The organism is Halomonas sp. SpR8 (assembly GCF_031010195.1).
GTDB lineage: Bacteria > Pseudomonadota > Gammaproteobacteria > Pseudomonadales > Halomonadaceae > Vreelandella.
In genome coordinates this window covers 242,887-267,412 of the sequence record NZ_JAUAMC010000005.1, presented here as the reverse complement: position 1 = coordinate 267,412, position 24,526 = coordinate 242,887, and the positions used below count along the sequence as shown (strand labels likewise).

The window sequence follows — 24,526 nt, the reverse complement described above, 5'->3', positions numbered from 1 at the left end:
TCGACCGCTAGCACACAATAAAAGCAGCAGCATTGTGGTTGGCAAATACCGAATAACGGAAAAGTGTCGTGTTGAGATACGCGAGGATTAACTAGGTTCTTGCGCACTTTTACAGCGCGCTTACCACTGCAAGGGGAACATCGCATGAAGGCAAGCAAACCAGTATTTAATCGTTCAGTAACGACCAAGTTAGTGACCTCAGCGAGCGTTGCGGCACTGTTGATGGGTATGACAGCTGTCGCCCAAGCAGATAACTGGCGTTATGCCCACGAAGAGTACGAAGGCGACGTTCAAGACGTTTTCGCTTACGCCTTTAAAGAGCATATCGAAGAGAACTCCGACCACACCGTTCAGGTTTACCGCTTTGGTGAGCTGGGTGAGTCTGATGACATCATGGAGCAGACGCAGAATGGTATTCTTCAGTTTGTGAACCAGTCGCCTGGCTTTACCGGTTCACTGATCCCTGAAGCGCAAATTTTCTTCATTCCTTACCTGCTGCCTACCGACGAAGAAACCGTTTTGGAGTTTTTCGACGAAAGTAAGGCTATCAACGAGATGTTTCCTGAGCTTTACGCCGAGCAAGGTTTAGAGCTGCTGAAGATGTATCCAGAAGGCGAAATGGTTGTGACCACCAATGAGCCGTTCTCCTCACCGGAGGGGCTGGATAACAAGAAAATTCGTACCATGACCAACCCGCTGCTGACGGAAACCTACGACGCTTTTGGTGCAACGCCGACGCCGCTGCCGTGGGGCGAAGTTTATGGTGGTCTCCAGACCGGCATTATCGATGGTCAAGAGAATCCGATCTTTTGGATCGAATCCGGTGGCCTATACGAGGTGTCTCCGCACCTAACGTTTACCGGTCACGGTTGGTTCACGACCGCGATGATGGCTAACCAGGACTTCTATGATGGTCTTTCAGAAGAAGACCAGGAACTGGTACAAGAAGCCTCACAGGCGGCTTATGACCACACTATCGAACATATCCAAGGCTTAGCCGAGGAGTCGCTCGAGAAGATTCAGGAAGCGTCGGACGAAGTCACCGTGACGCGTTTGGATGAAGAGCAAATCCAGGCTTTCCGTGACCGTGCCCCGCAGGTTGAAGAAGCCTTTTTGGAAATGACCGGCGATAAAGGTCAAGAGCTGCTTGAGCAGTTTAAAGCTGACCTTGAAGCCGTAAGCAACGAGTAATCATTCTTTAAGCCCTACAGGCTAGATGGGGATTACCCAAGGGGCAGCTAAGGCTGCCCCTTTTTTTATACTGTGGTACTCAAGATCATTTGTTCAAGGCTTTAACACCGTTACTGTTGGGTTACGTACATCTAGCGTTGAAACATCCGCGGCGGCATGCCGTTACGCTACGTTAAACGTTTCTTCAGTGCATATTTGATGCTGTTAGAGCTGCCACAAAGGAGTCCGGCCATGACCGATGAAGAGATGGAAAAGGGTTATCGCTCCGGCTTGCCGGGGATATTAGGTGTGATCGACACTGCAATTAGCAAAATGGAAGCCGTGATCCTCGCGATGGGCGTTTTGCTAATGGCGCTGAATACGGTCACCAACGTGGTTGCTCGTTTTGTATTTGGTAACAGCATTATGTTTTCCGGCGAGCTAAACCGCATTTTGATTATCATGATCACCTTTGCGGGGGTTGGCTATGCCGCGCGCCATGGCCGCCATATACGCATGTCGGCTATCTACGATGCATTGCCGGTAGGCGGGCGCAAAGTGCTGATGATCTGCATTGCACTGTTTACCTCGCTGGTGATGTTTTTCCTCCTCTATTATTCGATTGTTTATATCCTTGATCTGCAGAGCAAAGGCCGCGTGTTGCCCTCCTTGGGTTTACCGGTGTGGATCATCTACCTATGGGTGCCGATGGGGTTTTTAATTACCGGTATTCAATACTTGCTGACCGCCGTTAAAAACTTAACGTCCCGGGATGTCTATCTCTCGACGGGCGTGGTGGATGGTTATAAAGATACGGAAACGGAAGTTTAACGCGGGGCACTGCACCCTAGGGGAACAGCTATGACGACAATAATGGTCACAACCATGATTGCCCTGCTGCTGCTGGGCTTTCCGATGATGATTCCGCTGATTACTGCTGCGGTAATCGGCTTCTATATGATGTTTAACGGCTTCGGCCAGATGGATACGCTGATCCAGCAGATGATGGCGGGCATACGACCAGCCTCGCTAATCGCTGTGCCGATGTTTATTCTTGCCGCTGACATCATGACCCGCGGCCAGTCCGCTAACCGCTTGATAGATATGGTAATGGCGTTTATAGGTCATATTAAAGGCGGTTTGGCGGTAAGTACGGCGGCCTCGTGCACGCTATTTGGTGCTGTATCCGGTTCTACTCAGGCGACCGTGGTTGCCGTTGGGTCGCCATTGCGCCCAAAGATGCTTAAAGCGGGCTACTCGGACTCTTTCACGCTGGCACTGATTATCAATGCCAGCGACATCGCGTTTTTGATCCCTCCCAGTATCGGCATGATTATTTACGGGGTTATATCGGGGACTTCCATCGGTGAGCTATTTATTGCCGGGATTGGGCCAGGGTTAATGATCCTGCTTATGTTTTCGATTTACTGCATTATCTACGCCATCGTTAAAGATGTACCCACAGAAGCAAAATCGAGCTGGAAAGAGCGCGCAGTAGCGGTTCAGCAGGCACTGTGGCCGCTTGGTTTTCCGGTGATTATTGTCGGTGGTATCTACGGCGGTATTTTTAGTCCGACTGAAGCCGCAGCGGCTTGTGTGCTATATGCCATTTTGCTCGAGTTTGTGGTCTTCCGCTCGCTCAAGATGAACGACATTTATGCCATCGCCAAGTCAACCGGTTTGATTACCGCAGTAGTGTTTATACTTGTGGCGGTGGGTAATGGCTTCTCGTGGATCATATCTTTTGCCCAGATCCCACAGATGATCTTGGAGGCGGTGGGGGTTAACGAAGCAGGCCCCACGGGCGTGCTGATTGCCATCTGTATCGCCTTCTTCGTTGCCTGTATGTTTGTCGATCCCATTGTGGTCATTCTGGTATTGACGCCTATCTTTACCCCTGCCATTGAGGCCACTGGACTCGACCCGGTACTGGTGGGTATTTTGATCACGCTGCAGGTGGCAATAGGTTCGGCTACCCCGCCCTTTGGGTGTGATATTTTCACCGCGATTGCGATTTTCAAGCGCCCCTATTGGGATGTGATCAAAGGCACTCCGCCGTTTATTTTCATGCTGATTTTAGCCGCCGCTCTGCTGATCATGTTCCCGCAAATTGCGCTGTTCCTGCGCGATGTTGCCTTCCGTTAAACAGCCACAAGGAGTACGCGAATGTTTAATCGCATTTTAGTCCCGGTGGATGGTTCTAAAGGCGCTTTAAGGGCGCTGGAAAAAGCGGTGGGCTTGCATATGCTGACCGGCGCCGAGCTTTATCTGCTGTGCGTGTTTAAACACCATAGTCTGCTGGAAGCCTCGCTCTCGATGGTGCGGCCTAACCAACTGGATATCCCGGATGATGCGCTAAAAGAGTACGCCACCGAGATTGCCGTTCATGCCAAGTCCCACGCTATTGAGTTGGGCGCGGACAGCACTCGCGTGCGTGCATTTGTAAAAGGCGGCCGACCATCGCGTATCATCGTGCGCTTTGCCCGCAAGCGGGAGTGCGATCTGATTGTGATAGGCGCCCAGGGCACCAACGGCGAGAAAAATCCGCTGTTGGGGAGTGTGTCTCAACGGGTGGCAGGGGCAGCTCATTGCCCCACGCTGGTCGTTTAAATAGCCTAAACCTCTCGCTCATTTTGTGGTCTTATTGGCACCCACCACCCGAAGATGCAGCTTGGGTCGGTGGGTGTTAGTCTTTGCGTAACACCGATTGGCGTTTGGCGCCGCTATATACAAGATAAAAGGATCTTTCATGAAACTACTGCTCTCTACAACGGCTTTGACAGGTTTGCTCTTGGTTGCCCCTTTTGCAGCGGCAGCGCCAGAAACAGATGAACAGCGATTGGCCTATAGCCTGGGTGTTACCCTCGGTGAAAGTATGCAGGCGGACATTGAAGACCTCGATCTAGACGCGTTTAACGACGGTATGAGCGATGTGTTTGAAGACAATGACTTAGCGCTCAGTGAAGAAGAGATGACTGAAGCGCTAATGGCGTTCCAAGAGCAGTCAATGCAAGCGCGCGAAGCGGAAGCCGAAGAGATGGCACAGAACAATCTCGAAGAGGGTGAAGCTTTTCTGGCCGAGAACGCTGAGCGTGATGAGGTCACGGTGACGGACTCTGGTCTTCAATATGAAGTGCTTGAATCGGGCGACGGCGCTACTCCTGGCCCTGAAGATACCGTCGAAGTGAACTATGAAGGCATGTTGCTAGACGGCACTGTATTTGACAGCTCATTTGAGCGCGGCGAATCCGTCAGCTTCCAAACCAATCAGGTGATCGAAGGCTGGCAGGAAGCGCTGCAGATGATGAGCGTCGGCGATAGCTGGATGCTGTATATCCCTGCCGATATTGCTTACGGCGAGAATGGCCAAGGGCCGATTGGACCCAACGAAGTGCTGACCTTCCGCGTTGAACTGTTAGGCGTCGAATAAGCGATGCTCTCAGCCCCTCTCGTCACGCCGCACCCGATCGCTTACGTGCTGCTTTGTATCGGCCTGGGGTTGCCACTCATCGCCGAGGCCGAGACAGTGAACGAGCCGGATGATTTGTCCGCCTTAGGTGCTGCTGCCGATCAAGCAAGCGTGGTGGGGGTGTCATCGGGCGGCTATATGGCGACCCAGCTAGCGGTCGCTTGGCCGGAGCGGTTTAGTGGCCTGGGTGTGCTGGCGGCGGGACCCTGGAGCTGTGCGCAGGGCTCGCTGAGTTTGGCGTTAAATCAGTGCATGATGACCCGCCGCGGCGCCCCTTCATTAGATGAACTGGAGAGCCGTTACCAACGCTACCTCGAGCTTGAGCAAGTAGGTAGTGCCGAAGAGCTTAGCCAGCTTCGCGCCTATTTATGGCATGGCGAAGAGGATGAGGTGGTAGAGCCTGCACTAGGTGATTTGCTGGCTGAGCAATGGGAGCAGTGGCTTGCCTCTTCTGATCAGTTGCGCGTTGCGCGCAGTGAAGATGCGGGCCACGGTTGGCCGGTGCGTTTGCCTAACAACTCATCACCCGGCCCCTATGAGTGGGGTGATTGTCGGCAAGGGGGCGGTAGTTATGTTTTATCCTGCGATGAAGATATTGCCGGTGACATGCTCGATTGGCTTTACCCCGAACGAGAAGCTTTTGTCACTGATAATCAGGGCGAGCAGGGTGGTGAATTAGTCACATTCGACCAATCGGAGTTTGCCGTAAAAGGCTTCGCCGATACTGGCTATGTATTTATCCCCGAAGGCTGTGACGGCGGTAACTGCCCGGTAACGCTGGCGCTGCACGGTTGTCAAATGAACGCAGATTCGATTGGCGATACGTTCGTTCGCTACACCGGGCTAAACGCCTGGGCGGCAACACATCAGCAAATCGTCCTCTATCCTCAAACAGAGAGCAGTATGGCCAATCCGCAGGGCTGCTGGGACTGGTGGGGGTTTGCCGAAAGTACCTGGCAGCTAAGCCCGCAGCACGATACCCGTAGCGGCACCCAAATTGGCGCCTTAATGGCTATGCTTGATCGTTTACAAGCCACACCTGAACAAACCGATTAACCGTTTAGTTCGCGCTCTAATGCTGAGACTAAGCCTTGTGGAGTTGGTGAGTAGAGTACTCGCTGAAGAATATCGCCATCACGGTTGACTAAAAAAAGCGAGGCGCTGTGATCGATGGTGTAAGCCATTGCTGAATCCGGCGCCTCGACTTTTCGCCATATCACGCCATAGCGTGACGCCACATCCTCAAGTTGTTCCTGGCTGCCTACCGCGCCAATAAAATCCTCGCCGAAAAAACCCATGTACTCCTGCATGCGCTCAATCGTGTCGCGTTCGGGATCGACGGTAATCATTACGGGCACCACGCGCTCGCGCTGCGCTTCAGTGAGTTGGGCTAACGCTTGGCGCTTTACCGACTGCGTCATCGGGCATATATCAGGGCAGTAAGTGTAGCCAAACGAAAGGATGGCCAACTGATCGTCGTCCATCTGGGACAATGAAAAATCACCCTGGGTGGACGGCATTTCTACCGGCCCTCCCACAGGTTCATCACTGTTAGGGGCGAAAGCGTATTGGTAAAGACCGATGCTGCTAGCGACGATTAATACTGCGGCTACCCCGGCGCCAATCCATAATGGTTTACTTGCCATGTGTTAACTCCGTATCACGTCAAAATCGAACCAACTGCCCACTTTGCCTTCTGCGGTTTCCAGTATGACACGTGCACGCCAGGGCATAACGGCTTGGGTACAAATCCCCACTTGGCCTTGACCCTGAAAGTGGCCGGGTGAACGGGCATTAAGGGTAAACCGGTGTAGCCCCAAATCCATATCACGGCCGACAAAGTCGACGTCTACCTGAGTAGCTTTGACGCCATCTACCTCGACTTCCAATGGTAGTATTTCCAATGCATCTATCCGCCCACTAGCCTGAACATGAAGCGTTACACGTCCTATATCGCCTAACGTGGCGGAACAGGGGGATGCATGCAAGTTACAGCTTGAGGACGGCGGGAACCATGTCACATCGTTGTCTCGATGCAGCCAATACGTAAAGGCATACCACGCGCACGCCGCAAGCGCCAAGCCAGTGACCAGTATCAGTACCCTTAAGACGGGCGAGCCCGTCGGGGGGGCAGGTTTTGATATCATCTTCATGGCAAAATAATCGCTACGCGAGCCGTGAGGCGGGGAATTGTCGCCATGGTAACAGTAATTGTGCCGATATCGCTGTGCTGGGATGTCGCAGGCAAAAGGGATGTAAATGGAGAGCATCACGGGTGCTTTAGGCCCACTGTTTTTATTGATTTTACTGGGCACTGTGCTTGGCTATTGGCGTTGGCCTAGCGACACTTTTTGGCCGCAGATGGAGCGGCTGATCTATTTTGTGCTGTTTCCCGCCATGTTAGTTAGCACCTTGGCGACGGCCGATGTGAGCCAAGTCCCGGTAGGCCGCCTCGCCATGGTATTACTCGGCGCGATGGCGCTGTTTGGCTTGCTACTATGGCGTTTGCGCGGCTGGCTAAGGCTAACACCTGCGGCGTTTACCTCGGTTTTTCAAGGCGCGGTGCGCTTTAACACTTATGTGGGTGTGGCAGGGGCTGCCGCCTTACACGGTAACCTAGGAGCGACCACTGCGGCGGTGGCGGTAGCGTTGATGGTACCAGTGGTGAACGTGATGTGTGTGGCAAGCTTTGTCAGCGCGGGTACCTTGGGCGGGGCAAGCGTGGGTAAAAGCGCCATGGCGCTGATTAAAAATCCGCTGATTCTAGCCTGCCTGGCGGGCATTGGTCTGAATCTTTCGGGCATTGGTTTGCCAGGCTGGAGTCAAGATACGGTGGCGCTGCTGGGGCGAGCGGCGTTGCCATTGGGCCTGGTGGCCGTCGGCGTAGCGCTGCGCCCGGCGGCGTTGCTGCGCCTTGATCGCGGCGTACTGGCCACCAATAGCGTTAAACTGCTGCTTATGCCCGCGCTGGTATTAGCGTTAACCTGGATACTACAGCTGGATCCGGTCAGCCGCGATGTAGCGCTGCTGTTTGCAGCTCTCCCCACCGCCACCTCTGCGTATATCCTAGCCCGCCAACTGGGCGGCGATGCCGAACTCATGGCCGCGATCATTACCGGGCAAACCCTGTTAGCCATGCTCACCCTGCCGTTTTGGCTGCAGCTTGTTAGCTGACGGGGAAAAGCTAAATAAAAAAGATTCGTATTTTTGTTGACGTGGTAAATGAGAACTATTACATTGTGATTGTGGCGTTTGATGAGACGCCACAGACCAAGACAGAAACCGCCAGTTTCCTGTCATGGTTTCTCCCTCTCATTGCTAGTCACGGTCTTTTGCCGCTCCATTGGAGCGGCTTTCTTTTTTTATGCGTGCCAATTTTTTATTCATCTTCTGTGGGGGCGATTGCAATCTTCGCCGTCGACAAGTGGTAATAAAAAATATTCGTATTTGTATTGACGGGGTAAATGAGAACTATTACAGTGTGATTGTCAGCGTTTGATGAGACGCTGGCAACCACGACAGTTGTTGATTTAAGAATCAGCGCCAGTTTCCTGTCATGGTTTCTCCCTCTCATTGCTAGTCACGGTCTTTTTGCCGCTCCACTGGAGCGGCTTTCTTTTTTCTGCGTAGGCCAACTTGCCAGAACATCATTCATTGAACGCAGAACTTCATCCATGCGCTCAATTTATCGAAGAACGCTAGACACTGATTGAGCTGATCAGTCTCAATAAACTCATCGGGCTTGTGGGCTTGGCGAATAGAGCCGGGCCCAATAATCACCGAGGGTATGCCGCCATCGATCTCGAACACGCCGCCTTCAGACCCATAAGAGACCTTACCACCACGCTCGGGAAGAAAGGGTTCAAGCTTTTTGAACATATCGCTGTTGGTAGCGTCCCCCATGGCGGGGTAGGCGAATAACTGTTGCCACTCAATGGCGGCATCGGCTGATTGGCGCTGCATTTCGGGGAGCAGGGCAGCCTCAATGTCGCTGATCAGCGCTTGAATATCCGTGGCGGCTGCTTCCTGATCAATACTGCGTAGCTCAAAGATAAAGCTGCAGGTGTCGGGGGTAACGTTGGTTGCCACACCTCCTTCTATCATGGTGGTCAGCGTTGTAGCGTGGGGAACGGTAAAGTCGTGGTCGAAGGGGCCGTCTTGCTCATATCGTCGTGATCGTTCGGCGATCATGGTGATAATACGCGAGGCATACTCCACCGCGTTGACATGCTGGGGGGAAAACGATGAGTGGCCCCCTTCACCGCGCACCGTTACCCGCATAGCGATCTTGCCTTTCTGACCGTTAATCAGCTTCATTTCGCTGGGTTCGCCGATAATCGCCAGAGCCGGTGGCACCTTGAGCTCTGCCAAGTAGCGGGCGATGGCGGGCGCTCCCAGGCAGCCCACTTCTTCATCGTGAGAGAAGCAGAAATAGAACGGGCGCTGCAGATCGCCACTGGCAAAAGCCGGCGCCGCCGCCATAACGCACGCTGCAAAACCTTTCATATCACAAGTGCCTCGCCCAAATAAGCGACTGCCGCGCTGCTCCAGTTTGAATGGGGCGCTTTGCCAATTTTTTGGGTTGGCCGGCACCACATCCGTATGACCAGAGAGAACGATGCCAGCCACGTCGGCCGGGCCCAGGCGGGCGACCAAATTGGCTTTTTCACCGCTCTCATGGGGTAACACCTTCACCTCCGCGCCCAGACGGGCGAAGAACTCCTCCATGTGATGAATAAGTTCGAGATTGGAGTAAGCACTGGTTGTGTCGTAAGCGATCAGGTCAGCGAGGTGTGATACCGCGGCTTCCAACTGCGGGTGAGCGTTAGGCGTAGCACTAGCTTGCATAGCGTTAAATCCTTGGCAATAAGGGAAACTTTGGCTCAGGTCTTGGCTTTTTTAAGCTGCTGGCGAATCGTCACGACCACCACAAATATCGCCAGCGAGGCGAATAGCCAGGTGATAGGCGACGAGACCAGAATGCTTGGATCACCACGAGAGAGCGCAAGGGCACGACGCAGGTTCTCTTCCAGCATCGGGCCGAGAATGAAGGCGATTAAAAAGGGAGCGGCGGGTATGGCGAACAGGAACATGAAGAAGCCAAATATGCCCATCGCCAGCAGTACGATGACGTCATACATACTGTTAGAGATCGAAAAAATACCGAAGACGCACAGCGCTAGTACGATCGGTGCCATCAACCCCGGTGGAATCCGCGAGATATGCGAGAAAAAGCGCATGGTTGCTTTACCCGCACCAAACAGCAACACTGACGAGAACAGCATGCCAATAAACAGCATGTAAACCTCATTAAGGTTGTTCTCAAACAGCATGGGGCCTGGGGTCATGCCGTGAATCATAAAGGCGCCCAGCATCACGCCCGTGATCACATCGCCCGGCACGCCCAGCGCTAACAGTGGGATCATGGTGGAGCCACAGCATCCATTGTTAGCGGACTCGGATGCTGCGATCCCTTCTAGTTCGCCCTTACCAAAGTTCTCGCGGTTCTTTGAGCTGCGCTGTGCTTCGCCGTAGGAAGAGAACGCCGCTGCCGAGGGGCCAATACCGGGAATGGCCCCCATCACGACGCCAATCATGCTGCCTTTAAGCATTGCCTTTAAGGATCGGCGCAGCTCAACTCGCGTTACCCGGTTATCGCCCAACTGCATGGGTTTATGGCTTTGGTTGTGACGAAAAACAATAATCTTAAGCAGCTCAGGGATCGCAAACAGACCGATGAGCACGGGTGCCACGGCAAGCCCGCTCTGCATATCCACGGTGAGATCAAAGCGGAACGAGCCGTACATATCTTCGCCCACGGTGGCTAACAGTAGCCCTAAGCACGCCGACACTAGTCCAAGCAGCAACGAACGCCCTGACACCCCAGCCACGGTGGTGAGCGCGAAAATCATCAGCATAAAGTATTCGGGTGGCCCAATTCGCAGCGCGAGGAGCGCCAGTGGTGCGGCAATAAAAATCAGCGACAGGTTGGAAATAAAATCCCCGGTACAGGACGAGTAGAGCGCCATGTTAAGGGCTTTGCCTGCCTTGCCCTGTTGGGCCAGTGGGTAGCCGTCAAGGGTGGTACAGGCGGCCGAAGCAGTACCTGGCGTCTTGATTAATATCGCCGAGACCGACCCGCCATAGGTGGAGCCTTTGTAGAGCGCAACGAGCAATAAAATACTCGGGATCGGCTGCATATAAAACGTAAAGGGTAGCGCCAGCGTCACCGCCATGGTGCCGGTCATGCCGGGAATAGCGCCGATAATCACACCACCCCATATACCGGCGGCCATAATCAAAAAATTCTCAAGAGTGGCAACCGCCTGGAAGGCAACCAGCAGGTCGTTGAGCATAGTGGTCACTCCTATACGCGGTAAGTTAAATACCGATAGCCTTGAAAAGGCTGCCGACAGGGAAACGCGTATTGAGTGCGCTGGAGAAAAACAGGTAGAGCACCAGTGGGAGTGCGATGGCCACGATGGCTGCCACCACTTTATGGCGCCAATAACCCGTCAGTATCAGCATCGCCATTAACAGTAGGATGCTCGATAGCAAAAAACCGAGCAGCATCACTGAGCCAATAAACAGCGCAAAGGCAAGCACCGTCCAACCGAAGCGAGCGAGTAGTGTGACAAGTGGCGTGTCGCCGCGAATGGTGCTGGCATCTTCAGGGGCGGCGATGGCTTCGGTTTTACGTGAAAAAGACAGCCCAACAAGCAGTATGCCCAGCGCCATGCCTAGCATGGAAATTGTTCGTGGCCACATATCAGGCGGTGGTGCAAACCCGGGAATAAAGCGTGGGCGGGGCACATAGGCGGGTATCAGTACGAACAGAACGATACCGAACAGCACTGTAATAACTAAGCCGCGTGTTATACCCATGTCCCCTCCAGTGTTTAGCTGTTGTATGCAGTGATAATGAAGTGTTTAACGCTGGTTTATTCCAGATAGCCAAACTGTTCAGCTAAGGTGCGGTAAAACTCGTACTGTTCCTTGGCGTAGGTCTCCATATCGACGCTGCCAATAGTGGAAATTGAGCCACGATCATCAGCACGGCTGAGCCACATTTCATCTTCAGCGACCTGTTCCATCACCTCTGCCCAGGCATTCATGACGTCTTCAGGTAAGTCGGGCGGGCCATATAGAGCGCTCCAACCAATCACTTGCCCTGCTAGCTCATAACCCAGCTCTTCAGCAGTCGGCACGTCCGGCAGTGCTTCCATGCGCTCGGGTGAGAACACCATTAACGGGCGCATATCACCGCTCTCGATATGCGGCATCAGCGATGCTGCTGCGATGGCGAGAAAATCAACATGCCCGCCCAGTAGCGCCGTTGCGAGTTCACCACCCCCTCGGTAGGGAATCAGCGTTGCCGCTGTCAGCGGATCCATTTCCACGTCAGCCAGTAGTGACTGCACCGTAAAACCATCAATGGCAGTGGCACCGGAAGCGGCGTAGCTCATCGCACCAGGGTCGTTTTTGATGCCTTCCAGCAAATCCTCAACGCTTTCATAAGGAGAGTCGTCAGCCACGGCGAGGATCATTGGTGTGGCTTCAAGCGGGCTGATAAAGGTGTACTCATCCCAATCAACACTGCTGTTTTCGTTGACCGCCGGTGACAGCGCCATGCCTACGCGGGCTAAAAGCAGGGTGTAACCATCGGGGTCAGCCTGTGTCACATCGCGAGCGCCGGTCATTCCCCCAGCGCCGGCTTGATTGACGACCGTGACAGGCTGGCCTAAATATTCGCGAGCCGACTCCGCTAGCGCCCTTCCTGCTAGATCGGAGGCGCCGCCGGGTCCATAAGGGACTACCAGCGTCATGGGTTCTGAGGGGTAGCTCTGAGCATAAGCGGTGGAGGCAGCGAGCAGCGTTGCTGCCGCTAAGCTTAAGGTGAGTTTCATACTTATCTCCGCAATCGTTCGTTGTTGCATAGCTTTCATGGAGTGGATTTGTTAATAGCATTTTTGAACCCAGCGCTTTTAACATAGACAGGTATGAAATTTGTTGCAACAATTCGATTTAGTATTCGATTTTGTTCTAGTGGTGAGCCAAAGTTGCAAGCTTATTGTTTATAAACATTGTTTTTATTCGCTGCTTATTGAGTAAAAGACTTCTTGAGTGGGACTAACACCATGAAAATAAAAGAAATTGAAGCGTTTGATGCCTTTATGAAACACGGCACGACGAAGGCTGCCGCAGAAACGTTAGGTATTAGTCAGTCAATGGTAAGCCGCTTGCTAATCGGCCTGGAGGACGAGCTAGGCTTTGCGTTGTTCAAACGTGCCCGTAATCAGCTTTCGCCTACGTCGGAAGCCTTTATATATCACGCGTCCGTTTTACGACTGATGGCGAGTATTCGAGACACTCAAAAAGACGCGGATGCCATTGCTAATAACCAGTTGGGCAGCGTTGTAGTCGCTGCCCAACCCATTTTTTGCGATACCTTTTTACTCGATGTCATTAAGCGCTTTAAACAAAATCACCCTAATGTAGGCGTTCGAGTTATCGATGCAGGGTTACAAGAGTTGCTTAAAATGATCGACAACAATACCTGTGATGTGGCGCTGGGAATAACGCTTGAAGCCGACACTTATGGGGCAACGGTCAGTAGTCTTGCGCGCTGTTCTGCGCGCTGCATCATGCATCGCTCGCACCCCCTCGCTAAGCAAGACGTTGTATCGATCGCTAGCTTACAAAATCAGACATTTGTAGAGCTGATGGCGGATAGCCCTCTGCGTGCAAGGGTGGACTACATCATGCAGACCATTGATATAAAAAGGCATATTGCCGCTGAAATGCGCCATATGCGTGGGGTGTGCGCATTAGTTGATCGTGGATTGGGCGTTGCAGTGATTGACCCCATTGCAGAACTACTACTTCAGGGAACAGCCGTTGTATCAAAGCCAATGAAGCCGACCATTGAGTGGGAAATTGCCTTACTGAAATCTAAACACAGGCCGTTAAGTAACGTGGCTGAATCTTTCTGCGAAGAGATATACGCTGAAATCGACAGCTTGCATCAAATGGGTATTTTAATATCGCTTAATAATTAACAGACGCCCGCTCAGAATTGATTCCGACCGTAGCGTCTAACACTGCAATACCCTCTCACTGTCAATCTAGTTGGCAGAACGTTTACCCTTCCCGCTGATAAATCAAATCCCACACACCATGACCAAGTTTTTCGCCGCGGGCTTCAAACTTGGTTAGCGGACGGAACGCCGGGCGCGGCACGTAGGGAGCGGTTTCCGCGCTGGCGGTGTTGGCATAGCCGGGGGCCGCTTCCATTACCTCGGCCATCCACTCCGCGTAGGCTTCCCAGTCGGTGGCCATATGGAAAGTACCGCCGGGCATCAAACGGGTACGGATCAACTCAACAAAGGCGGGCTGCACGATACGCCGCTTGTGGTGCTTCTTCTTAGGCCAGGGGTCGGGGAAGAACAGCTGTAGCGTGGTCAGCGAGCCTTCGGGCAGGCACTGCTCAAGCACTGCTAGAGCATCCTCGCGGTAAACGCGTAGGTTGGTGAGACCGCGTTTATCGACTTCATCCAACAGCTTGCCAACGCCGGGAGCGTGCACTTCAATGCCGATAAAGTCGGTATCCGGGTGGGTCTCGGCCTGTTCGATCAACGAGTTGCCCATGCCAAAGCCGATTTCCACTACCCGCGGCGCCTGACGGCCGAACAGGGCGTCCAAGTCTTGACGGCCGTCGGCGATGGTCAGTCCAAAGCGTGGCCAGATATCTTCTAGTCCACGGTTTTGCGCCTGGGTCATACGACCCGCGCGAATTACGTAGCTTTTAATGCCGCGGCGATGCAGCGGTGTATCCGTACCTTCCGGCCCTGTGGTGGCGTTATTTTCGGGCGCGGCGTGACTTTCGGGTACGCTATCGTTGGTGTCAGTCATGGGGTCTCGAATCAATTAACCGTTAATACGGCCAGCGAAGGGTGAAGAAGGATCGGCGGACTGGCGGCGTGGCATACGGCCGGCTAAGAACGCATCGCGTCCGGCTTCCACGGCCAGCTTCATGGCGTTGGCCATGCGCAGCGGGTCGCGGGCGTGGGCAATGGCGGAGTTAAGTAGTACGCCATCGCAACCTAGTTCCATGGCCATGGCCGCATCGGACGCCGTACCAATGCCCGCATCCACCAGTACCGGTACGCTGCTCTGCTCGACGATCAAACGCACGTTATGCGGGTTTTGAATACCGTGGCCTGAGCCAATCAGTGAGCCCAGCGGCATGATGGCGCAGCTGCCCATGGCTTCCAGTTCGCGTGCCACAATAGGATCGTCGCTGGTGTACACCATGACGTCGAAGCCATCGGCGAGCAGCGTTTCGGCGGCTTTTAGCGTCTCGACCACGTTGGGGTAGAGCGTGTGGTCGTCGCCGAGGACTTCCAGCTTGACCAGATTATGGCCATCGAGCAGCTCCCGGGCCAAACGGCAGGTGCGCACGGCATCTTTGGCGTTGTAGCACCCGGCGGTATTGGGCAGCAGGGTATAGCGCTCTGGAGAGATAACGTCCAGCAGGTTGGGCGCATCGGCGTCCTGGCCTAAGTTAGTACGACGTACGGCAAAGGTGACGATTTCAGCGCCGCTTTGGGCGATGGCGGCGCCGGTTTCGGTAAAGTCTTTGTACTTGCCTGTGCCAACCAGTAGGCGCGAGTGAAAATCGCGTCCGGCAATAGTGAACGGGGTATCGGCTAGCGGTTCATGAGTTAACTGGGTCATAGTGTTTCCTTTAGCCGCCGCCAATGGCATGCACAACTTCTACATGGTCGCCATCGACCAGACGGGTGTCGGCGTGTTGGCTGCGGGGGACGATCTCTTCGTTAATTTCGACGGCGATACGACGACCGCTAAGGCCCAGCTGTTCAACTAAGTCGGCAGCGGTGAGGCCGGTGGACAGCGTATGGGGTTCACCGTTTAGACGTATCTGGATAGACATAAATAGGCGCGTCTCATTCGTCGTGGCAGTTCGTGCTCTAAGGTATTCTCTATTGTAGCGGTTTCGCGCCGCGCAAGGTAAGCCGTAAGTGCAATCAGCGTGATGCATGTGAACCATAACCGGAGCAGGAGAGCAGCGTGCAACGGATAGATAAAGTGTGGTGGTGTATTGCGGCGCTTTCGGGCGCCATGATGGTAATGCTCGGCGCCTACGCGGCCCACGGCCTGGCGGCGCGTACTACCGAAATTATGGTGAGTGCTGTGGAAACCGGCGTACGTTACCAAGCGTGGCACACGCTTGCCATGATGATCGTACTGGTATGGCGTCAAATACACCCGCTAGCCGGTCAGCGTTGGGTGATGGCGCTATGGACGCTTGGCGTGGCGTGCTTTTCAGGCTCGCTCTACTTAATGGCCTTGGTGGGGCTAAGCCTGGGTATTGTGACGCCGATTGGCGGCGTGTTGCTTATGCTCGGGTGGGTGGCGCTGGCCGTGGTGGTAGTGAAAACCCGCTAAAACGTTGGATAACTCCTTTGTTTCTAGCGCTTAACGCTAGAGGCTTGTTCACTGTTGCTGTTCGTTCTCGATATGCACGATATCTGCTGGCGTATCGATATCGATCAGGATGCCTGCATCCTGCACTGCATATTCGCGGTACCGGGCTGCATGACGACGAATAACCTCTTTAGCACCCTCGCTTCCGCTGATTGCCTGTAGGGCAGGCCAGATCGCGCGTCCGAAAATGACCGGATGGCCCTGCTGACCATCAAAACAGGGCCGTACGATGGTGTCTCGGGTGGCTAGCCGCTGTAACGTTAAAAGCGTCTCTAATCCAATGCCGGGCATATCGCCCAATAAAATCGCCACCGCCTCTATATTAGAGAGGCCCGCATCCTGGCTAAGCACCTTTATCGCCTCGGCTAAACTCGCCCCCAGGCCAAGGTGCGCCTGATGCAGTCGAATCAAGGGCGTACTCTCTGCAAGGCCGAGCAAGGTGGTGTCATCCTCATCGCGGATCGCCACGCGCAGCACAGGAAAAGCTTGCTCGGCATTCGTGACCGAGGTTGCTAACAGCGAGCGTCCGTCGATCAAGGGTGCGCAGCGCTTGTCATCCTCACCAAATCGGTGCGAGTAGCCAGCCGCCATTACCAAGGCGACGATAGTATTAGAGCTCATGGAGTGCTTTTCCGTGCTGGCCCCTTACGATATCTGTCATGATCGCGAGGGCAATTTCCGCTGGGGTCATGCTTCCTGGTGCTAAACCCATCGGCATATGCAGTCGGTAGACTTGCTCATTGGTCAGCTCATCTGAACGAATTAGCCGATCAGCGCACGCCCATGACGCCTATATAGAATGCCGCCGCAGGGCAGTACGATACGCCCGTCCTGAGGGTCGTCGCGTAAAGCCTTTGCGTTTGAGTAAATCAACCGTTTTCAAACCGAACCAAGGATAAGCCTAGTACCGGAAGCGTAGTACCTGGGGGTACCTACAAGTCAAGTATTGGTAACCGACGGTGGCGCATGAATGTTTTTTCCCTCAGCACACTGACAACGGGCAAATGATCTACTGCCATCTCCCTGTTCCCTTTGGATGGCAAAGCTTGACCTTAAGGTAGCCCCTGGGTTTTAAACTTAAAGCGTAAAATTTTACTGTTGATAGGCTAAATATCGCCTTGATGGCCAAGTATTTGTCTAGCCACACACCTCAAGGAGACCGCTCATGAGACGTTTTACCGCCACGGTGTTATCTAGTGCCTTACTCCTAGGAACTGCCTCGGCTCAGGCGGCGTTGCCGGATGAAGCCACGCTGTACAAAAATCCCCAGTGCGGCTGCTGTGACGAATATGCGCGCCATCTTGAAGAGCTTGGCGTAGAAGTTACGATTATTGATGACGTCGAGCTGGGCGATATCAAACAGCAGGCAGGCGTCCCCTATGGTTTGGGGTCGTGCCATACCATCGAAATAGGCGAGTACTGGATTGAAGGCCATGTGCCGATGGAGGCCGTCACCAAGCTGTTTGCAGAACAGCCTGACGTCGATGGCATTGGCCTGGCAGGTATGCCCATCGGTACGCCGGGTATGCCGGGGCCACAGAGTGAACCCTATAACGTTTACGCCTTTAGCGACCAGCAAGATGAGCCGTTTATGACGCTGGCACCGTGATTGACGCTCGCCTTAAGTCTGAGCTGGCAGCGCATAGCTGGCGGTGACATGCACCACCGGGCGCGTTTCGTCACTGGCTGAGAATAGCTGTACTTCGCCCACTGCTAGACGGCGGCCAAGCTTGATCAGCTTGGCGTGGGCGATAATGTCGTGATCGCCGGAGGCTGCGCGGAGGAAGTGGCAGTTTAAATCGCTGGTCACGGCCATGGCCTCTGGGCCAATTTGCGCCAAAATAGCCACGTACATGGCCACATCCGCAAAGCCCATCATGGTAGGCCCGGAAACCCGCGGGCCGGGGCGCAAATGCTCGTTGCCGATTTTCAAACGCATGGTGGCCGTCATTTCGCCCACACTCTCTATTTTGCCCATGCGCTGGGGAAACACTTCATCGAGAAAGTGCTCAATCTGCTCGGCGGTCATTACGGTCATTGTTGTTATTCCTTTTATAAAAAAGCCCCGAGGCATAAGCCTCGAGGCTGATTAAACCATAAAACGAATTTGCTACGCCTTATGCACCTTGGCCTTATGCACCTGACGCCACTCGTGCAGTAGCGGCTCGGTGTAACCAGAAGGCTGTACGCGGCCTTTGAAGATCAGGTCGGAGGCGGCTTTGAAAGCGGTGGAGCCTTCAAAATCGGCGCTCATGGCGGTGTAGGTGGGGTCGCCTGCGTTCTGCTCGTCGACCACTTTGGCCATGCGCTTAAGGGTCTCTTCCACTCGTGGCGCATCGACAATGCCGTGGTGCAGCCAGTTGGCAATGTGTTGGCTGGAGATACGCAACGTGGCGCGGTCTTCCATCAATCCCACATTGTGGATATCCGGCACTTTTGAGCAACCTACGCCATGCTCTACCCAGCGTACTACGTAGCCCAGAATGCCCTGGCAGTTGTTATCCAGTTCCTGCTGTTTCTCCTCATCGGACCAGTTGGCATTTTCTGCCACCGGCACGCTGAGGAGCTCATCCAGGTAGTCGGGCTCGCCCAGGCCTTCCAGCTCGCGCTGAACGTCAGTGACATTAACCTGATGATAGTGCAGGGCGTGCAGCGCAGCCGCTGTTGGCGAAGGAACCCAAGCGGTGTTGGCACCGGCTTTCGGGTGGCCGATTTTCTGCTCCAGCATACTGTGCATCAGGTCCGGCATGGCCCACATACCTTTACCGATTTGCGCGCGACCGCGCAGACCGCAGGCAAGGCCCACCTGCACGTTGCTCTTCTCGTAGGCCTGAATCCAAGCGGCACCTTTCATGTCGCCCTTGCGAACCATGGGGCCCGCTTCCATCGCGGTATGCATTTCATCGCCAGTACGGTCGAGGAAGCCGGTATTGATAAACGCCACCCGTGAAGCGGCCTCGGCAATACACGCCTTGAGATTGACGGTAGTGCGGCGCTCTTCGTCCATGATGCCCATTTTTAGGGTGTCACGCTTCATCCCCAGCATATCTTCTACGCGCCCGAACAGTTCATCGGCAAACGCGACTTCTTTGGGGCCGTGCATTTTCGGCTTGACGATATAAACAGAGCCGGTGCGCGAGTTGCGCGGTTGACTAGCGTCTTTTTTGAGGTCGTGCAGTGCCAGCAGCGAGGTAACCACGGCATCTAAGATACCTTCTGGCAGCTCATTACCGTTCTCATCCAAAATCGCCGGTGTGGTCATTAGGTGGCCCACATTGCGCACAAACATCAGCGAACGGCCGGGCAGTGTGACGCTACCGCCGTCGGTGGTTTGCCAGGTGCGGTCAGCGTTGAGCTTACGGGTAAAGGTTTTGTCGCCTTTCTCGATCTTCTCTTCCAGGTCGCCCTTCATCAGGCCGAGCCAGTTGCGGTAAACACCCACCTTATCTTCTGAATCTACGGCTGCCACGGAGTCTTCGCAGTCCATGATCGCCGTCAACGCTGCCTCTACCACGACATCCTTAACGCCAGCCGGGTCGGTTTTACCGATGGAGTCGCTGGGGTCGATCTGGATTTCCAGGTGCAGGCCGTTGTTACCCAGTAAGATCGCGTCTGGTTTGGCTGCTTCACCAGTAAAGCCAATCAGCTTGCCGGAATCCTTAAGGCCTGTTTCACGGCCGCCTTCCAGCGTGACCACCAAGTGCTCATCACGAATGGCATAGTTCACCGCATCACGGTGGGAGCCAGTGGCCAGTGGCGCTGCGCGGTCAAGTACGCCGCGGGCGTAGGCAATCACTTTGGCGCCGCGTTTCGGATTGAAGCTGGAGCCTTTCTCGGCGCCATCGTCTTCGGAAATCGCGTCGGTACCGTAAAGAGCGTCGTACAGGCTGCCCCAGCGTGCGTTGGCCGCATTCAGGGAGTAACGTGCATTGCTCACCGGTACTACGAGCTGAGGTCCTGCCTGAACGGCTACTTCACGGTCAACGTCAGCAGTGGTTGCTTCGACGTTTGCCGGAGCTTCCGCCAGATAACCCACTTCTTTCAAGAAGCGTCGATACCCAGGCATGTCGGTGACGGGACCAGGGTTTCCCCGGTGCCACTCATCGAGTTTCTCTTGCAGGTTGTCGCGTTCTTCGAGCAATTGACGATTTTTCGGGGTCAAATCATGGAACAGCGCATCAACATCGGACCAAAAGGCTTTTTCATCAATGCCTGTTCCAGGTAGCGCCTGCTCATTGATAAAACGATCTAGATCGCTTGCCACCTGTAAACGGTGGCGCGTGATACGCTCATTCATGGGGGTTCTCCTGTGAGGATGCCCGTGGACACTCTGTTTTTTAGAACATGGTTCGCGATGGGCAGAGTAAAAGTATTTATGGAAAATGATTCCACATTTGCTTAAGCATGTAAACAACGTAAGCCCTAATGCGCTAAAATGCTCGACCAAATGACTAGGACTTACGTTTTGGAAGCGCGACTCAACTGCCGCGACTAAGCCAACGGAAAATGGTGTTATGGAGAAACAACGATGCGTGATTTCCAACATCTGGAAGGTTTGTTTCGCCACGCCTTGGGCGAGACCGCCCTGACACGACTACTGCCTGGTGAAACACTTTCAGAGGCTATGCAGGGTTATTTTCACCACTATGGCTTAGAAGCACTGCTATCAGATACTAGCGAAGTGCACGCAGGATTTATCGATACTGGACGCTTTGCGCTGTGGTGCCAAGTGTGGAGTCCGCCGCAGCCAGTGGGCACCGCTTTTGTAGTGCATGGTTACTTTGACCATATGGGCCTTTATCGCCATTTACTTAAGCGTTTGCTGGCAAAAGGCTGGCGGGTAGTGATGTGGGATTTACCAGGCCATGGCCTTTCCAGTGGGGCGCGGGCAGAGATAGAGGATTTTGAAGATTACCAGCACTGCCTTACTCATTTGCAGACGACGTTAAAGAGCCAGGGTATGGCGCCTACGCCTTGGCTGGGAGTGGGCCAAAGCACGGGGGCGGCGATTCTGGCAACCGATGCGCTAACCCGCCGGGAAGCCGCCGAGTGGTCCGGGCTGGTATTGCTAGCGCCTTTGGTGCGCCCGTGGAAGTGGAGTCAAACAAGCTGGCTGCACCTGATTGCCAGCCCGTTCTTAAAAGAGTTGCCGCGTAAATATCGACCTAACTCTACCGACGAGCAGTTCACCGAGTTTCTGCGCGATCAAGACCCTTTGCAGCCTGAGCGCCTAAGCGTTGCCTGGGTTAGTGCCATGCGCCGCTGGATGCCGCGCCTGCTGGCGCAAGAGCCCAACCCACTGCCCGCACTGATACTGCAAGGCGAGCAAGACCTGACAGTCGATTGGGAGTGGAATTTAGCAATTCTGGCGGAAAAATTTCCCAATGCAGATATTCATCGACACCCGGAAGCACGCCATCATTTGGTCAATGAAGCTGAGCCGATCCGACGTGCCTTATTTGAAGCTTTGGATGGGTTTTTGGATAGTTTTGCAGATAACATTGGCGAGAATATTTCCTGAACAGCAGCACCACTGAATAAAACCAGTGACAGATTTATTTCAGTGGCGGCACATTTCTTATGTTCACGCTCACTCGTATTACTGGGCGTTCAAAAATTCTTCCACATCGAGCAGTATCAGCTCATTATCATCGGCTTGCCCCTGTTGGCGGCCAATCGAGAAAGGGTAGTTATTGTCGTTGGCGACCACGATAGTGCGCTCATCGACTCGATCCACGTTCTCAATGGTCACAAAGGGAAAGTTAAAGGTGCCATTGTGTGTGCCACGCGGTGCAATGCCGTCGGGATCCTGGATATCCATAAGGTCGATATAGGCGATTTTCTCAAGTACACCCTGCTCGTTCGTACGCTCGAGGTCGATGAGATAGATGCGTTTGAACTCGGCGGGATTATCTGCCCACTCTTCTCGTGGATCGCCCTGACGGCTATCTCGCTCGATGATCAGGCCGCGGGTACCGCCGATGAGATTAAAATCGCCAATAGCATGGTCTGCTGATTCCAACGGGTAGTAGCGTGTTGTATCGCCCCATTCGCCGGTTTCAGCATTGAGCTCGAACATTCTTAACACGGGGGCGTCATCAATGGTTTCTGGGGCATTGGTGTTGCTGTCCCAGATCGGTTTTTCCAGCAAGGGGTAGAGAGTCGTTTGGTCTTCGGAGAGCGCCATGCCTTCATAACCGCCGGAGCGAAACACCACCACATCATCAGCGAGAGGGGCGCCGGGATTCGGGGTGAGGGCAAAGGCATTGTCGGGGGTGCGCATCGGCGTGCCGCCTGGGTTTGTGGCCAACACTTGCAGCACTTCGCCCTCACTATCGACCTGGATAATCCAGGGGCCAAACTCATCGCCAATCCAGTAGCTATCGCCCACCGGCTGTATCGATTCAATATCGAAATCGGCACCGGTTAAGAATCGGCCAGGGGTAGCTTCATTCATAATCGGGAAGGGCACCTTGCGGTTTGGATCCGAGAGTTGAACGGTCTTTTCGATGGCAACGCGGCCGGTGTCCCAGTTGGGCTGAATGATGTTAAACATCAGTATGACGTCAGAGGAGTTTGCCTTGGAGCCAAAGCCGTTATCGGTCAACACCAGGAAGCGCCCATCGCCCAGCGAGCGAATGCCGGAGAACCCCTGCAGCGGCTGACTGGGAAAGGGTAGCGCTAAGCCAGTGGCTTGCACGTTGGTGTAGAGCTGCTCAACGCGCCCCTCTTTGCCGATAAAACGACCTGAGACGTTGTAGTGCTCAGCGGCACCGGCAGGGGCCGCCACAAAAGTGCCGCCGGGTAACTGGGCATGGCCGGTCAAGGTAGCTGGAAAGAGCTGCTGGGCGTGTGCCGTACCGGTAAGCGCAAAGAGAGTTAGAGCAGTGGCTAGTATTGGTTTTATCATCGCTATTTCACCATTTAAGCAGGGAAGTGATTAGAGCTGATTCAGCTTTCGCTAATTCTCCCCGGCGAAGGTGATAATTGAATGACAATGCGCAGACGTTTTAATGGCAGTCAGTTTTTAGGCCGAGCTTGGCCACTAATGAGCAAAAAACCTTGTTCAACAGGCATAAATGTTAAAAGGTGAAGTTGTTCTAATACGTTATGAGAGGAAAGAGTAATGGCGTCATCGGTAGCAAAAGTGCTTGTGTTGGCAGGCAGCGCCCGTGAAGGCTCGCTTAACAAACAGCTAGCCAAGTTCGCCGCCAAGCGGATTGAAGCGCTTGGTGGGGAAGCAACCTTTATCGATTTAAAGGACTACCCCTGCCCACTGTTCGATGAGGATATCGAAACCCAAGGCATGCCCGATAACGTACTGAAACTGCGCGATCTATTGGCAGATCACCAAGCACTGCTAATCGCCTCGCCGGAGTACAACGGCTTTATTACGCCGTTGCTGAAAAACACCCTGGATTGGCTCTCCAGGCCTTACCAAGAGACGCCAGGACTTGGCCTATTCGCCGGTAAGTGGGCAGCGCTAGTGGCCGCATCACCCGGTGGACTGGGCGGTATCCGCGCACTGCCGCTGGGCCAGCAGTTGCTTGCCAACCTTGGGCTGATTGTATTGCCGCAACCGTTATCGCTACCCAAGGCAGGCAGCGCGTTTAACGATGCAGGCGCGTTAAATGACGCTGCTACCGGCGAGAAGCTCGATGCCCTATGTCAGCGGCTTGTCGATGTAATGGCCAATAACTACCGTTAGGCGCCCTTCAGCAGCCGATCCAGTTGGCGGTAGCCAATTGCTTCAATTAAGTGCGGTTGGTTGAGTCGTCAAAATAGTGACTTGGTCACGCCACTTGGTGGCGGCGGGCCTCTTCTAGGTCGTAGGCATTCTGCAAGCGTAACCAGTAACCTTCGCTTGTGCCGAAGACCTTGGCTAAACGTAAGTCAGTATCTGCGGTAATCGCTCGGCGACCCAGGGTGATTTCACCAATGCGGGTCGCTGGGACGCCCATCTGCTTGGCCAGCGCATTTTTACTCAGCGCCATTGGTTGCATGAAATCTTCATACAAAATTTCACCGGGGTGGATGTTCGGAAGTTTGGCCATTTTGTCACCTCTCTTTATGAGTGGTAATCGACTATTTCGACATCGAAAGCGTCGCCATTGTGGAAGCGAAAACACAGACGCCATTGATCATTAATGCGTATGCTGTGCTGGCCTTCGCGGTCGCCTCGCAACGCTTCCAAACGATTACCTGGCGGAATACGTAAGTCATCGAGTGTGGCGGCGGCATCAAGCTGACGTAATTTCTTGAGCGCATTACGCTGCATATCTTGCGGCAGCTTGCGCGATGAGTTGCCTCCCGAAATCAAAGCGGTTTGTCGATTTTTGAAGCTTTTTATCATGCCCAATACCCTGCTGGCATTTGTAT

Annotated in this window: 28 protein-coding genes; 12 read left to right on the top strand and 16 right to left on the bottom strand. The window is 54.0% G+C overall.

The features are described 5' to 3' along the window. Window positions 1–144: 144 nt before the first annotated feature. The 6 genes from dctP (at window position 145) to QT230_RS12365 (ending at window position 5,695) form a co-directional block, all read left to right on the top strand. On the top strand, window positions 145–1,191 hold the full coding sequence (gene dctP / locus QT230_RS12390; protein ID WP_308322138.1) for a TRAP transporter substrate-binding protein DctP: 1,047 nt from the start codon (window positions 145–147) through the stop codon (window positions 1,189–1,191). A gap of 231 nt (window positions 1,192–1,422) precedes the next feature. Next, window positions 1,423–2,001: a TRAP transporter small permease gene (locus QT230_RS12385; protein WP_308322137.1), complete on the top strand. Its 579-nt coding sequence runs from the start codon at window positions 1,423–1,425 to the stop codon at window positions 1,999–2,001. 30 nt (window positions 2,002–2,031) lie between these two features. Then, window positions 2,032–3,315, top strand: a complete 1,284-nt coding sequence (locus QT230_RS12380; protein ID WP_308322135.1) for a TRAP transporter large permease — start codon at window positions 2,032–2,034, stop codon at window positions 3,313–3,315. A gap of 21 nt (window positions 3,316–3,336) precedes the next feature. Beyond that, entirely contained in the window at window positions 3,337–3,780 is a 444-nt protein-coding gene (locus QT230_RS12375; RefSeq protein ID WP_308322134.1) for a universal stress protein, read from the top strand. Between the two features lie 139 nt (window positions 3,781–3,919). After that, window positions 3,920–4,600 (top strand): FKBP-type peptidyl-prolyl cis-trans isomerase, encoded by a 681-nt coding sequence (locus tag QT230_RS12370; RefSeq protein WP_308322133.1) that lies wholly within the window; start codon window positions 3,920–3,922, stop codon window positions 4,598–4,600. A 3-nt stretch (window positions 4,601–4,603) separates the two neighbouring features. Continuing rightward, on the top strand, window positions 4,604–5,695 hold the full coding sequence (locus QT230_RS12365; protein ID WP_308322132.1) for a PHB depolymerase family esterase: 1,092 nt from the start codon (window positions 4,604–4,606) through the stop codon (window positions 5,693–5,695). Here QT230_RS12365 and QT230_RS12360 read toward each other — a convergent pair. Both QT230_RS12360 and QT230_RS12355 read right to left on the bottom strand, forming a co-directional pair. Then, window positions 5,692–6,285, bottom strand: coding sequence for an SCO family protein (locus QT230_RS12360; RefSeq protein ID WP_308322131.1), 594 nt, complete (start codon window positions 6,283–6,285; stop codon window positions 5,692–5,694). The two genes, QT230_RS12365 and QT230_RS12360, sit on opposite strands and share 4 nt — an antisense overlap. A 3-nt stretch (window positions 6,286–6,288) precedes the next feature. Further along, entirely contained in the window at window positions 6,289–6,543 is a 255-nt protein-coding gene (locus QT230_RS12355) for a hypothetical protein (RefSeq protein ID WP_308322130.1), read from the bottom strand. A gap of 355 nt (window positions 6,544–6,898) precedes the next feature. Here QT230_RS12355 and QT230_RS12350 point away from each other — a divergent pair, with 355 nt between their 5' ends. Then, window positions 6,899–7,813, top strand: a complete 915-nt coding sequence (locus tag QT230_RS12350; protein ID WP_308322128.1) for an AEC family transporter — start codon at window positions 6,899–6,901, stop codon at window positions 7,811–7,813. A gap of 477 nt (window positions 7,814–8,290) precedes the next feature. Here QT230_RS12350 and argE read toward each other — a convergent pair whose 3' ends face one another. The 4 genes from argE to QT230_RS12330 are packed head-to-tail and all read right to left on the bottom strand — an operon-like array spanning window position 8,291 to window position 12,546. Beyond that, on the bottom strand, window positions 8,291–9,487 hold the full coding sequence (argE, locus tag QT230_RS12345; RefSeq protein ID WP_308322127.1) for an acetylornithine deacetylase: 1,197 nt from the start codon (window positions 9,485–9,487) through the stop codon (window positions 8,291–8,293). Between the two features lie 35 nt (window positions 9,488–9,522). After that, window positions 9,523–10,995, bottom strand: a complete 1,473-nt coding sequence (locus QT230_RS12340; protein ID WP_308322126.1) for a tripartite tricarboxylate transporter permease — start codon at window positions 10,993–10,995, stop codon at window positions 9,523–9,525. A gap of 25 nt (window positions 10,996–11,020) precedes the next feature. After that, on the bottom strand, window positions 11,021–11,524 hold the full coding sequence (locus QT230_RS12335) for a tripartite tricarboxylate transporter TctB family protein (RefSeq protein WP_308322124.1): 504 nt from the start codon (window positions 11,522–11,524) through the stop codon (window positions 11,021–11,023). A gap of 56 nt (window positions 11,525–11,580) precedes the next feature. Further along, the gene (locus QT230_RS12330) at window positions 11,581–12,546 is read right to left on the bottom strand and encodes a tripartite tricarboxylate transporter substrate binding protein (RefSeq protein WP_308322123.1); all 966 of its coding nucleotides are present in this window, start codon (window positions 12,544–12,546) and stop codon (window positions 11,581–11,583) included. A 231-nt stretch (window positions 12,547–12,777) separates the two neighbouring features. Between QT230_RS12330 and QT230_RS12325 the strand changes: the two genes are divergently transcribed. Further along, a complete protein-coding gene (locus tag QT230_RS12325; RefSeq protein WP_308322122.1) occupies window positions 12,778–13,698 on the top strand; it encodes a LysR family transcriptional regulator in 921 nt (306 codons plus the stop codon). Window positions 13,699–13,780: 82 nt separating this feature from the next. Here QT230_RS12325 and trmB read toward each other — a convergent pair whose 3' ends face one another. Genes trmB through thiS form a run of 3 tightly spaced genes read right to left on the bottom strand, consistent with a single transcriptional unit; the run spans window position 13,781 to window position 15,593 of the window. Then, complete coding sequence (gene trmB, locus QT230_RS12320) at window positions 13,781–14,551, bottom strand: tRNA (guanosine(46)-N7)-methyltransferase TrmB (protein ID WP_308322121.1); 771 nt, start codon at window positions 14,549–14,551, stop codon at window positions 13,781–13,783. A 15-nt stretch (window positions 14,552–14,566) separates the two neighbouring features. Further along, entirely contained in the window at window positions 14,567–15,376 is an 810-nt protein-coding gene (locus QT230_RS12315; protein WP_308322120.1) for a thiazole synthase, read from the bottom strand. 10 nt (window positions 15,377–15,386) lie between these two features. Next, on the bottom strand, window positions 15,387–15,593 hold the full coding sequence (thiS, locus tag QT230_RS12310; protein ID WP_022521266.1) for a sulfur carrier protein ThiS: 207 nt from the start codon (window positions 15,591–15,593) through the stop codon (window positions 15,387–15,389). Between the two features lie 137 nt (window positions 15,594–15,730). Between thiS and QT230_RS12305 the strand changes: the two genes are divergently transcribed. After that, on the top strand, window positions 15,731–16,108 hold the full coding sequence (locus tag QT230_RS12305; RefSeq protein WP_308322119.1) for a DUF423 domain-containing protein: 378 nt from the start codon (window positions 15,731–15,733) through the stop codon (window positions 16,106–16,108). A 48-nt stretch (window positions 16,109–16,156) separates the two neighbouring features. Here the strand turns inward: QT230_RS12305 and QT230_RS12300 are convergent, their stop codons facing one another. Next, window positions 16,157–16,768 (bottom strand): nucleotidyltransferase family protein, encoded by a 612-nt coding sequence (locus QT230_RS12300; RefSeq protein WP_308322118.1) that lies wholly within the window; start codon window positions 16,766–16,768, stop codon window positions 16,157–16,159. After that, window positions 16,758–16,865 carry a hypothetical protein gene (locus QT230_RS12295; RefSeq protein WP_308322117.1) on the bottom strand — a complete coding sequence of 36 codons (108 nt, stop codon included), beginning with the start codon at window positions 16,863–16,865 and terminating at the stop codon, window positions 16,758–16,760. Before QT230_RS12295 ends, QT230_RS12300 begins: the two co-directional genes overlap by 11 nt. 447 nt (window positions 16,866–17,312) lie before the next feature. On the opposite strand from QT230_RS12295, the gene QT230_RS12290 reads away from it, so the two are divergent. Beyond that, window positions 17,313–17,756: a DUF411 domain-containing protein gene (locus tag QT230_RS12290; RefSeq protein ID WP_308322116.1), complete on the top strand. Its 444-nt coding sequence runs from the start codon at window positions 17,313–17,315 to the stop codon at window positions 17,754–17,756. 12 nt (window positions 17,757–17,768) lie between these two features. Here the strand turns inward: QT230_RS12290 and QT230_RS12285 are convergent, their stop codons facing one another. Both QT230_RS12285 and QT230_RS12280 read right to left on the bottom strand, forming a co-directional pair. Further along, window positions 17,769–18,185, bottom strand: coding sequence for a PaaI family thioesterase (locus tag QT230_RS12285; protein ID WP_308322115.1), 417 nt, complete (start codon window positions 18,183–18,185; stop codon window positions 17,769–17,771). A 72-nt stretch (window positions 18,186–18,257) separates the two neighbouring features. Further along, window positions 18,258–20,444 (bottom strand): malate synthase G, encoded by a 2,187-nt coding sequence (locus tag QT230_RS12280; protein ID WP_308322113.1) that lies wholly within the window; start codon window positions 20,442–20,444, stop codon window positions 18,258–18,260. Between the two features lie 231 nt (window positions 20,445–20,675). On the opposite strand from QT230_RS12280, the gene QT230_RS12275 reads away from it, so the two are divergent. Beyond that, window positions 20,676–21,668, top strand: a complete 993-nt coding sequence (locus QT230_RS12275; RefSeq protein WP_308322112.1) for an alpha/beta hydrolase — start codon at window positions 20,676–20,678, stop codon at window positions 21,666–21,668. A gap of 78 nt (window positions 21,669–21,746) precedes the next feature. On the opposite strand, the gene QT230_RS12270 is transcribed toward QT230_RS12275, so the two are convergent. Then, window positions 21,747–23,057 (bottom strand): esterase-like activity of phytase family protein, encoded by a 1,311-nt coding sequence (locus QT230_RS12270; protein ID WP_308322110.1) that lies wholly within the window; start codon window positions 23,055–23,057, stop codon window positions 21,747–21,749. A gap of 216 nt (window positions 23,058–23,273) precedes the next feature. On the opposite strand from QT230_RS12270, the gene QT230_RS12265 reads away from it, so the two are divergent. Then, complete coding sequence (locus QT230_RS12265) at window positions 23,274–23,855, top strand: NADPH-dependent FMN reductase (RefSeq protein WP_308322108.1); 582 nt, start codon at window positions 23,274–23,276, stop codon at window positions 23,853–23,855. Window positions 23,856–23,940: 85 nt separating this feature from the next. Here QT230_RS12265 and QT230_RS12260 read toward each other — a convergent pair whose 3' ends face one another. Further along, entirely contained in the window at window positions 23,941–24,201 is a 261-nt protein-coding gene (locus QT230_RS12260) for a HigA family addiction module antitoxin (protein ID WP_041157294.1), read from the bottom strand. A gap of 14 nt (window positions 24,202–24,215) precedes the next feature. Beyond that, window positions 24,216–24,500 carry a type II toxin-antitoxin system RelE/ParE family toxin gene (locus QT230_RS12255; protein WP_308322107.1) on the bottom strand — a complete coding sequence of 95 codons (285 nt, stop codon included), beginning with the start codon at window positions 24,498–24,500 and terminating at the stop codon, window positions 24,216–24,218. Window positions 24,501–24,526: the final 26 nt, after the last annotated feature.

What these genes read in the sequence shown, in the direction of transcription:
- dctP (WP_308322138.1), top strand. Translation starts at nt 145, where the DNA reads ATGAAGGCAAGCAAACCAGTATTTAATCGTTCAGTAACGACCAAGTTA.
- QT230_RS12385 (WP_308322137.1), top strand. Translation starts at nt 1,423, where the DNA reads ATGACCGATGAAGAGATGGAAAAGGGTTATCGCTCCGGCTTGCCGGGG.
- QT230_RS12380 (WP_308322135.1), top strand. Translation starts at nt 2,032, where the DNA reads ATGACGACAATAATGGTCACAACCATGATTGCCCTGCTGCTGCTGGGC.
- QT230_RS12375 (WP_308322134.1), top strand. Translation starts at nt 3,337, where the DNA reads ATGTTTAATCGCATTTTAGTCCCGGTGGATGGTTCTAAAGGCGCTTTA.
- QT230_RS12370 (WP_308322133.1), top strand. Translation starts at nt 3,920, where the DNA reads ATGAAACTACTGCTCTCTACAACGGCTTTGACAGGTTTGCTCTTGGTT.
- QT230_RS12365 (WP_308322132.1), top strand. Translation starts at nt 4,604, where the DNA reads ATGCTCTCAGCCCCTCTCGTCACGCCGCACCCGATCGCTTACGTGCTG.
- QT230_RS12360 (WP_308322131.1), bottom strand. Translation starts at nt 6,285, where the DNA reads ATGGCAAGTAAACCATTATGGATTGGCGCCGGGGTAGCCGCAGTATTA.
- QT230_RS12350 (WP_308322128.1), top strand. Translation starts at nt 6,899, where the DNA reads ATGGAGAGCATCACGGGTGCTTTAGGCCCACTGTTTTTATTGATTTTA.
- argE (WP_308322127.1), bottom strand. Translation starts at nt 9,487, where the DNA reads ATGCAAGCTAGTGCTACGCCTAACGCTCACCCGCAGTTGGAAGCCGCG.
- QT230_RS12340 (WP_308322126.1), bottom strand. Translation starts at nt 10,995, where the DNA reads ATGCTCAACGACCTGCTGGTTGCCTTCCAGGCGGTTGCCACTCTTGAG.
- QT230_RS12335 (WP_308322124.1), bottom strand. Translation starts at nt 11,524, where the DNA reads ATGGGTATAACACGCGGCTTAGTTATTACAGTGCTGTTCGGTATCGTT.
- QT230_RS12330 (WP_308322123.1), bottom strand. Translation starts at nt 12,546, where the DNA reads ATGAAACTCACCTTAAGCTTAGCGGCAGCAACGCTGCTCGCTGCCTCC.
- QT230_RS12325 (WP_308322122.1), top strand. Translation starts at nt 12,778, where the DNA reads ATGAAAATAAAAGAAATTGAAGCGTTTGATGCCTTTATGAAACACGGC.
- trmB (WP_308322121.1), bottom strand. Translation starts at nt 14,551, where the DNA reads ATGACTGACACCAACGATAGCGTACCCGAAAGTCACGCCGCGCCCGAA.
- QT230_RS12315 (WP_308322120.1), bottom strand. Translation starts at nt 15,376, where the DNA reads ATGACCCAGTTAACTCATGAACCGCTAGCCGATACCCCGTTCACTATT.
- thiS (WP_022521266.1), bottom strand. Translation starts at nt 15,593, where the DNA reads ATGTCTATCCAGATACGTCTAAACGGTGAACCCCATACGCTGTCCACC.
- QT230_RS12300 (WP_308322118.1), bottom strand. Translation starts at nt 16,768, where the DNA reads ATGAGCTCTAATACTATCGTCGCCTTGGTAATGGCGGCTGGCTACTCG.
- QT230_RS12295 (WP_308322117.1), bottom strand. Translation starts at nt 16,865, where the DNA reads ATGCCGATGGGTTTAGCACCAGGAAGCATGACCCCAGCGGAAATTGCC.
- QT230_RS12290 (WP_308322116.1), top strand. Translation starts at nt 17,313, where the DNA reads ATGAGACGTTTTACCGCCACGGTGTTATCTAGTGCCTTACTCCTAGGA.
- QT230_RS12285 (WP_308322115.1), bottom strand. Translation starts at nt 18,185, where the DNA reads ATGACCGTAATGACCGCCGAGCAGATTGAGCACTTTCTCGATGAAGTG.
- QT230_RS12280 (WP_308322113.1), bottom strand. Translation starts at nt 20,444, where the DNA reads ATGAATGAGCGTATCACGCGCCACCGTTTACAGGTGGCAAGCGATCTA.
- QT230_RS12275 (WP_308322112.1), top strand. Translation starts at nt 20,676, where the DNA reads ATGCGTGATTTCCAACATCTGGAAGGTTTGTTTCGCCACGCCTTGGGC.
- QT230_RS12270 (WP_308322110.1), bottom strand. Translation starts at nt 23,057, where the DNA reads ATGATAAAACCAATACTAGCCACTGCTCTAACTCTCTTTGCGCTTACC.
- QT230_RS12265 (WP_308322108.1), top strand. Translation starts at nt 23,274, where the DNA reads ATGGCGTCATCGGTAGCAAAAGTGCTTGTGTTGGCAGGCAGCGCCCGT.
- QT230_RS12260 (WP_041157294.1), bottom strand. Translation starts at nt 24,201, where the DNA reads ATGGCCAAACTTCCGAACATCCACCCCGGTGAAATTTTGTATGAAGAT.
- QT230_RS12255 (WP_308322107.1), bottom strand. Translation starts at nt 24,500, where the DNA reads ATGATAAAAAGCTTCAAAAATCGACAAACCGCTTTGATTTCGGGAGGC.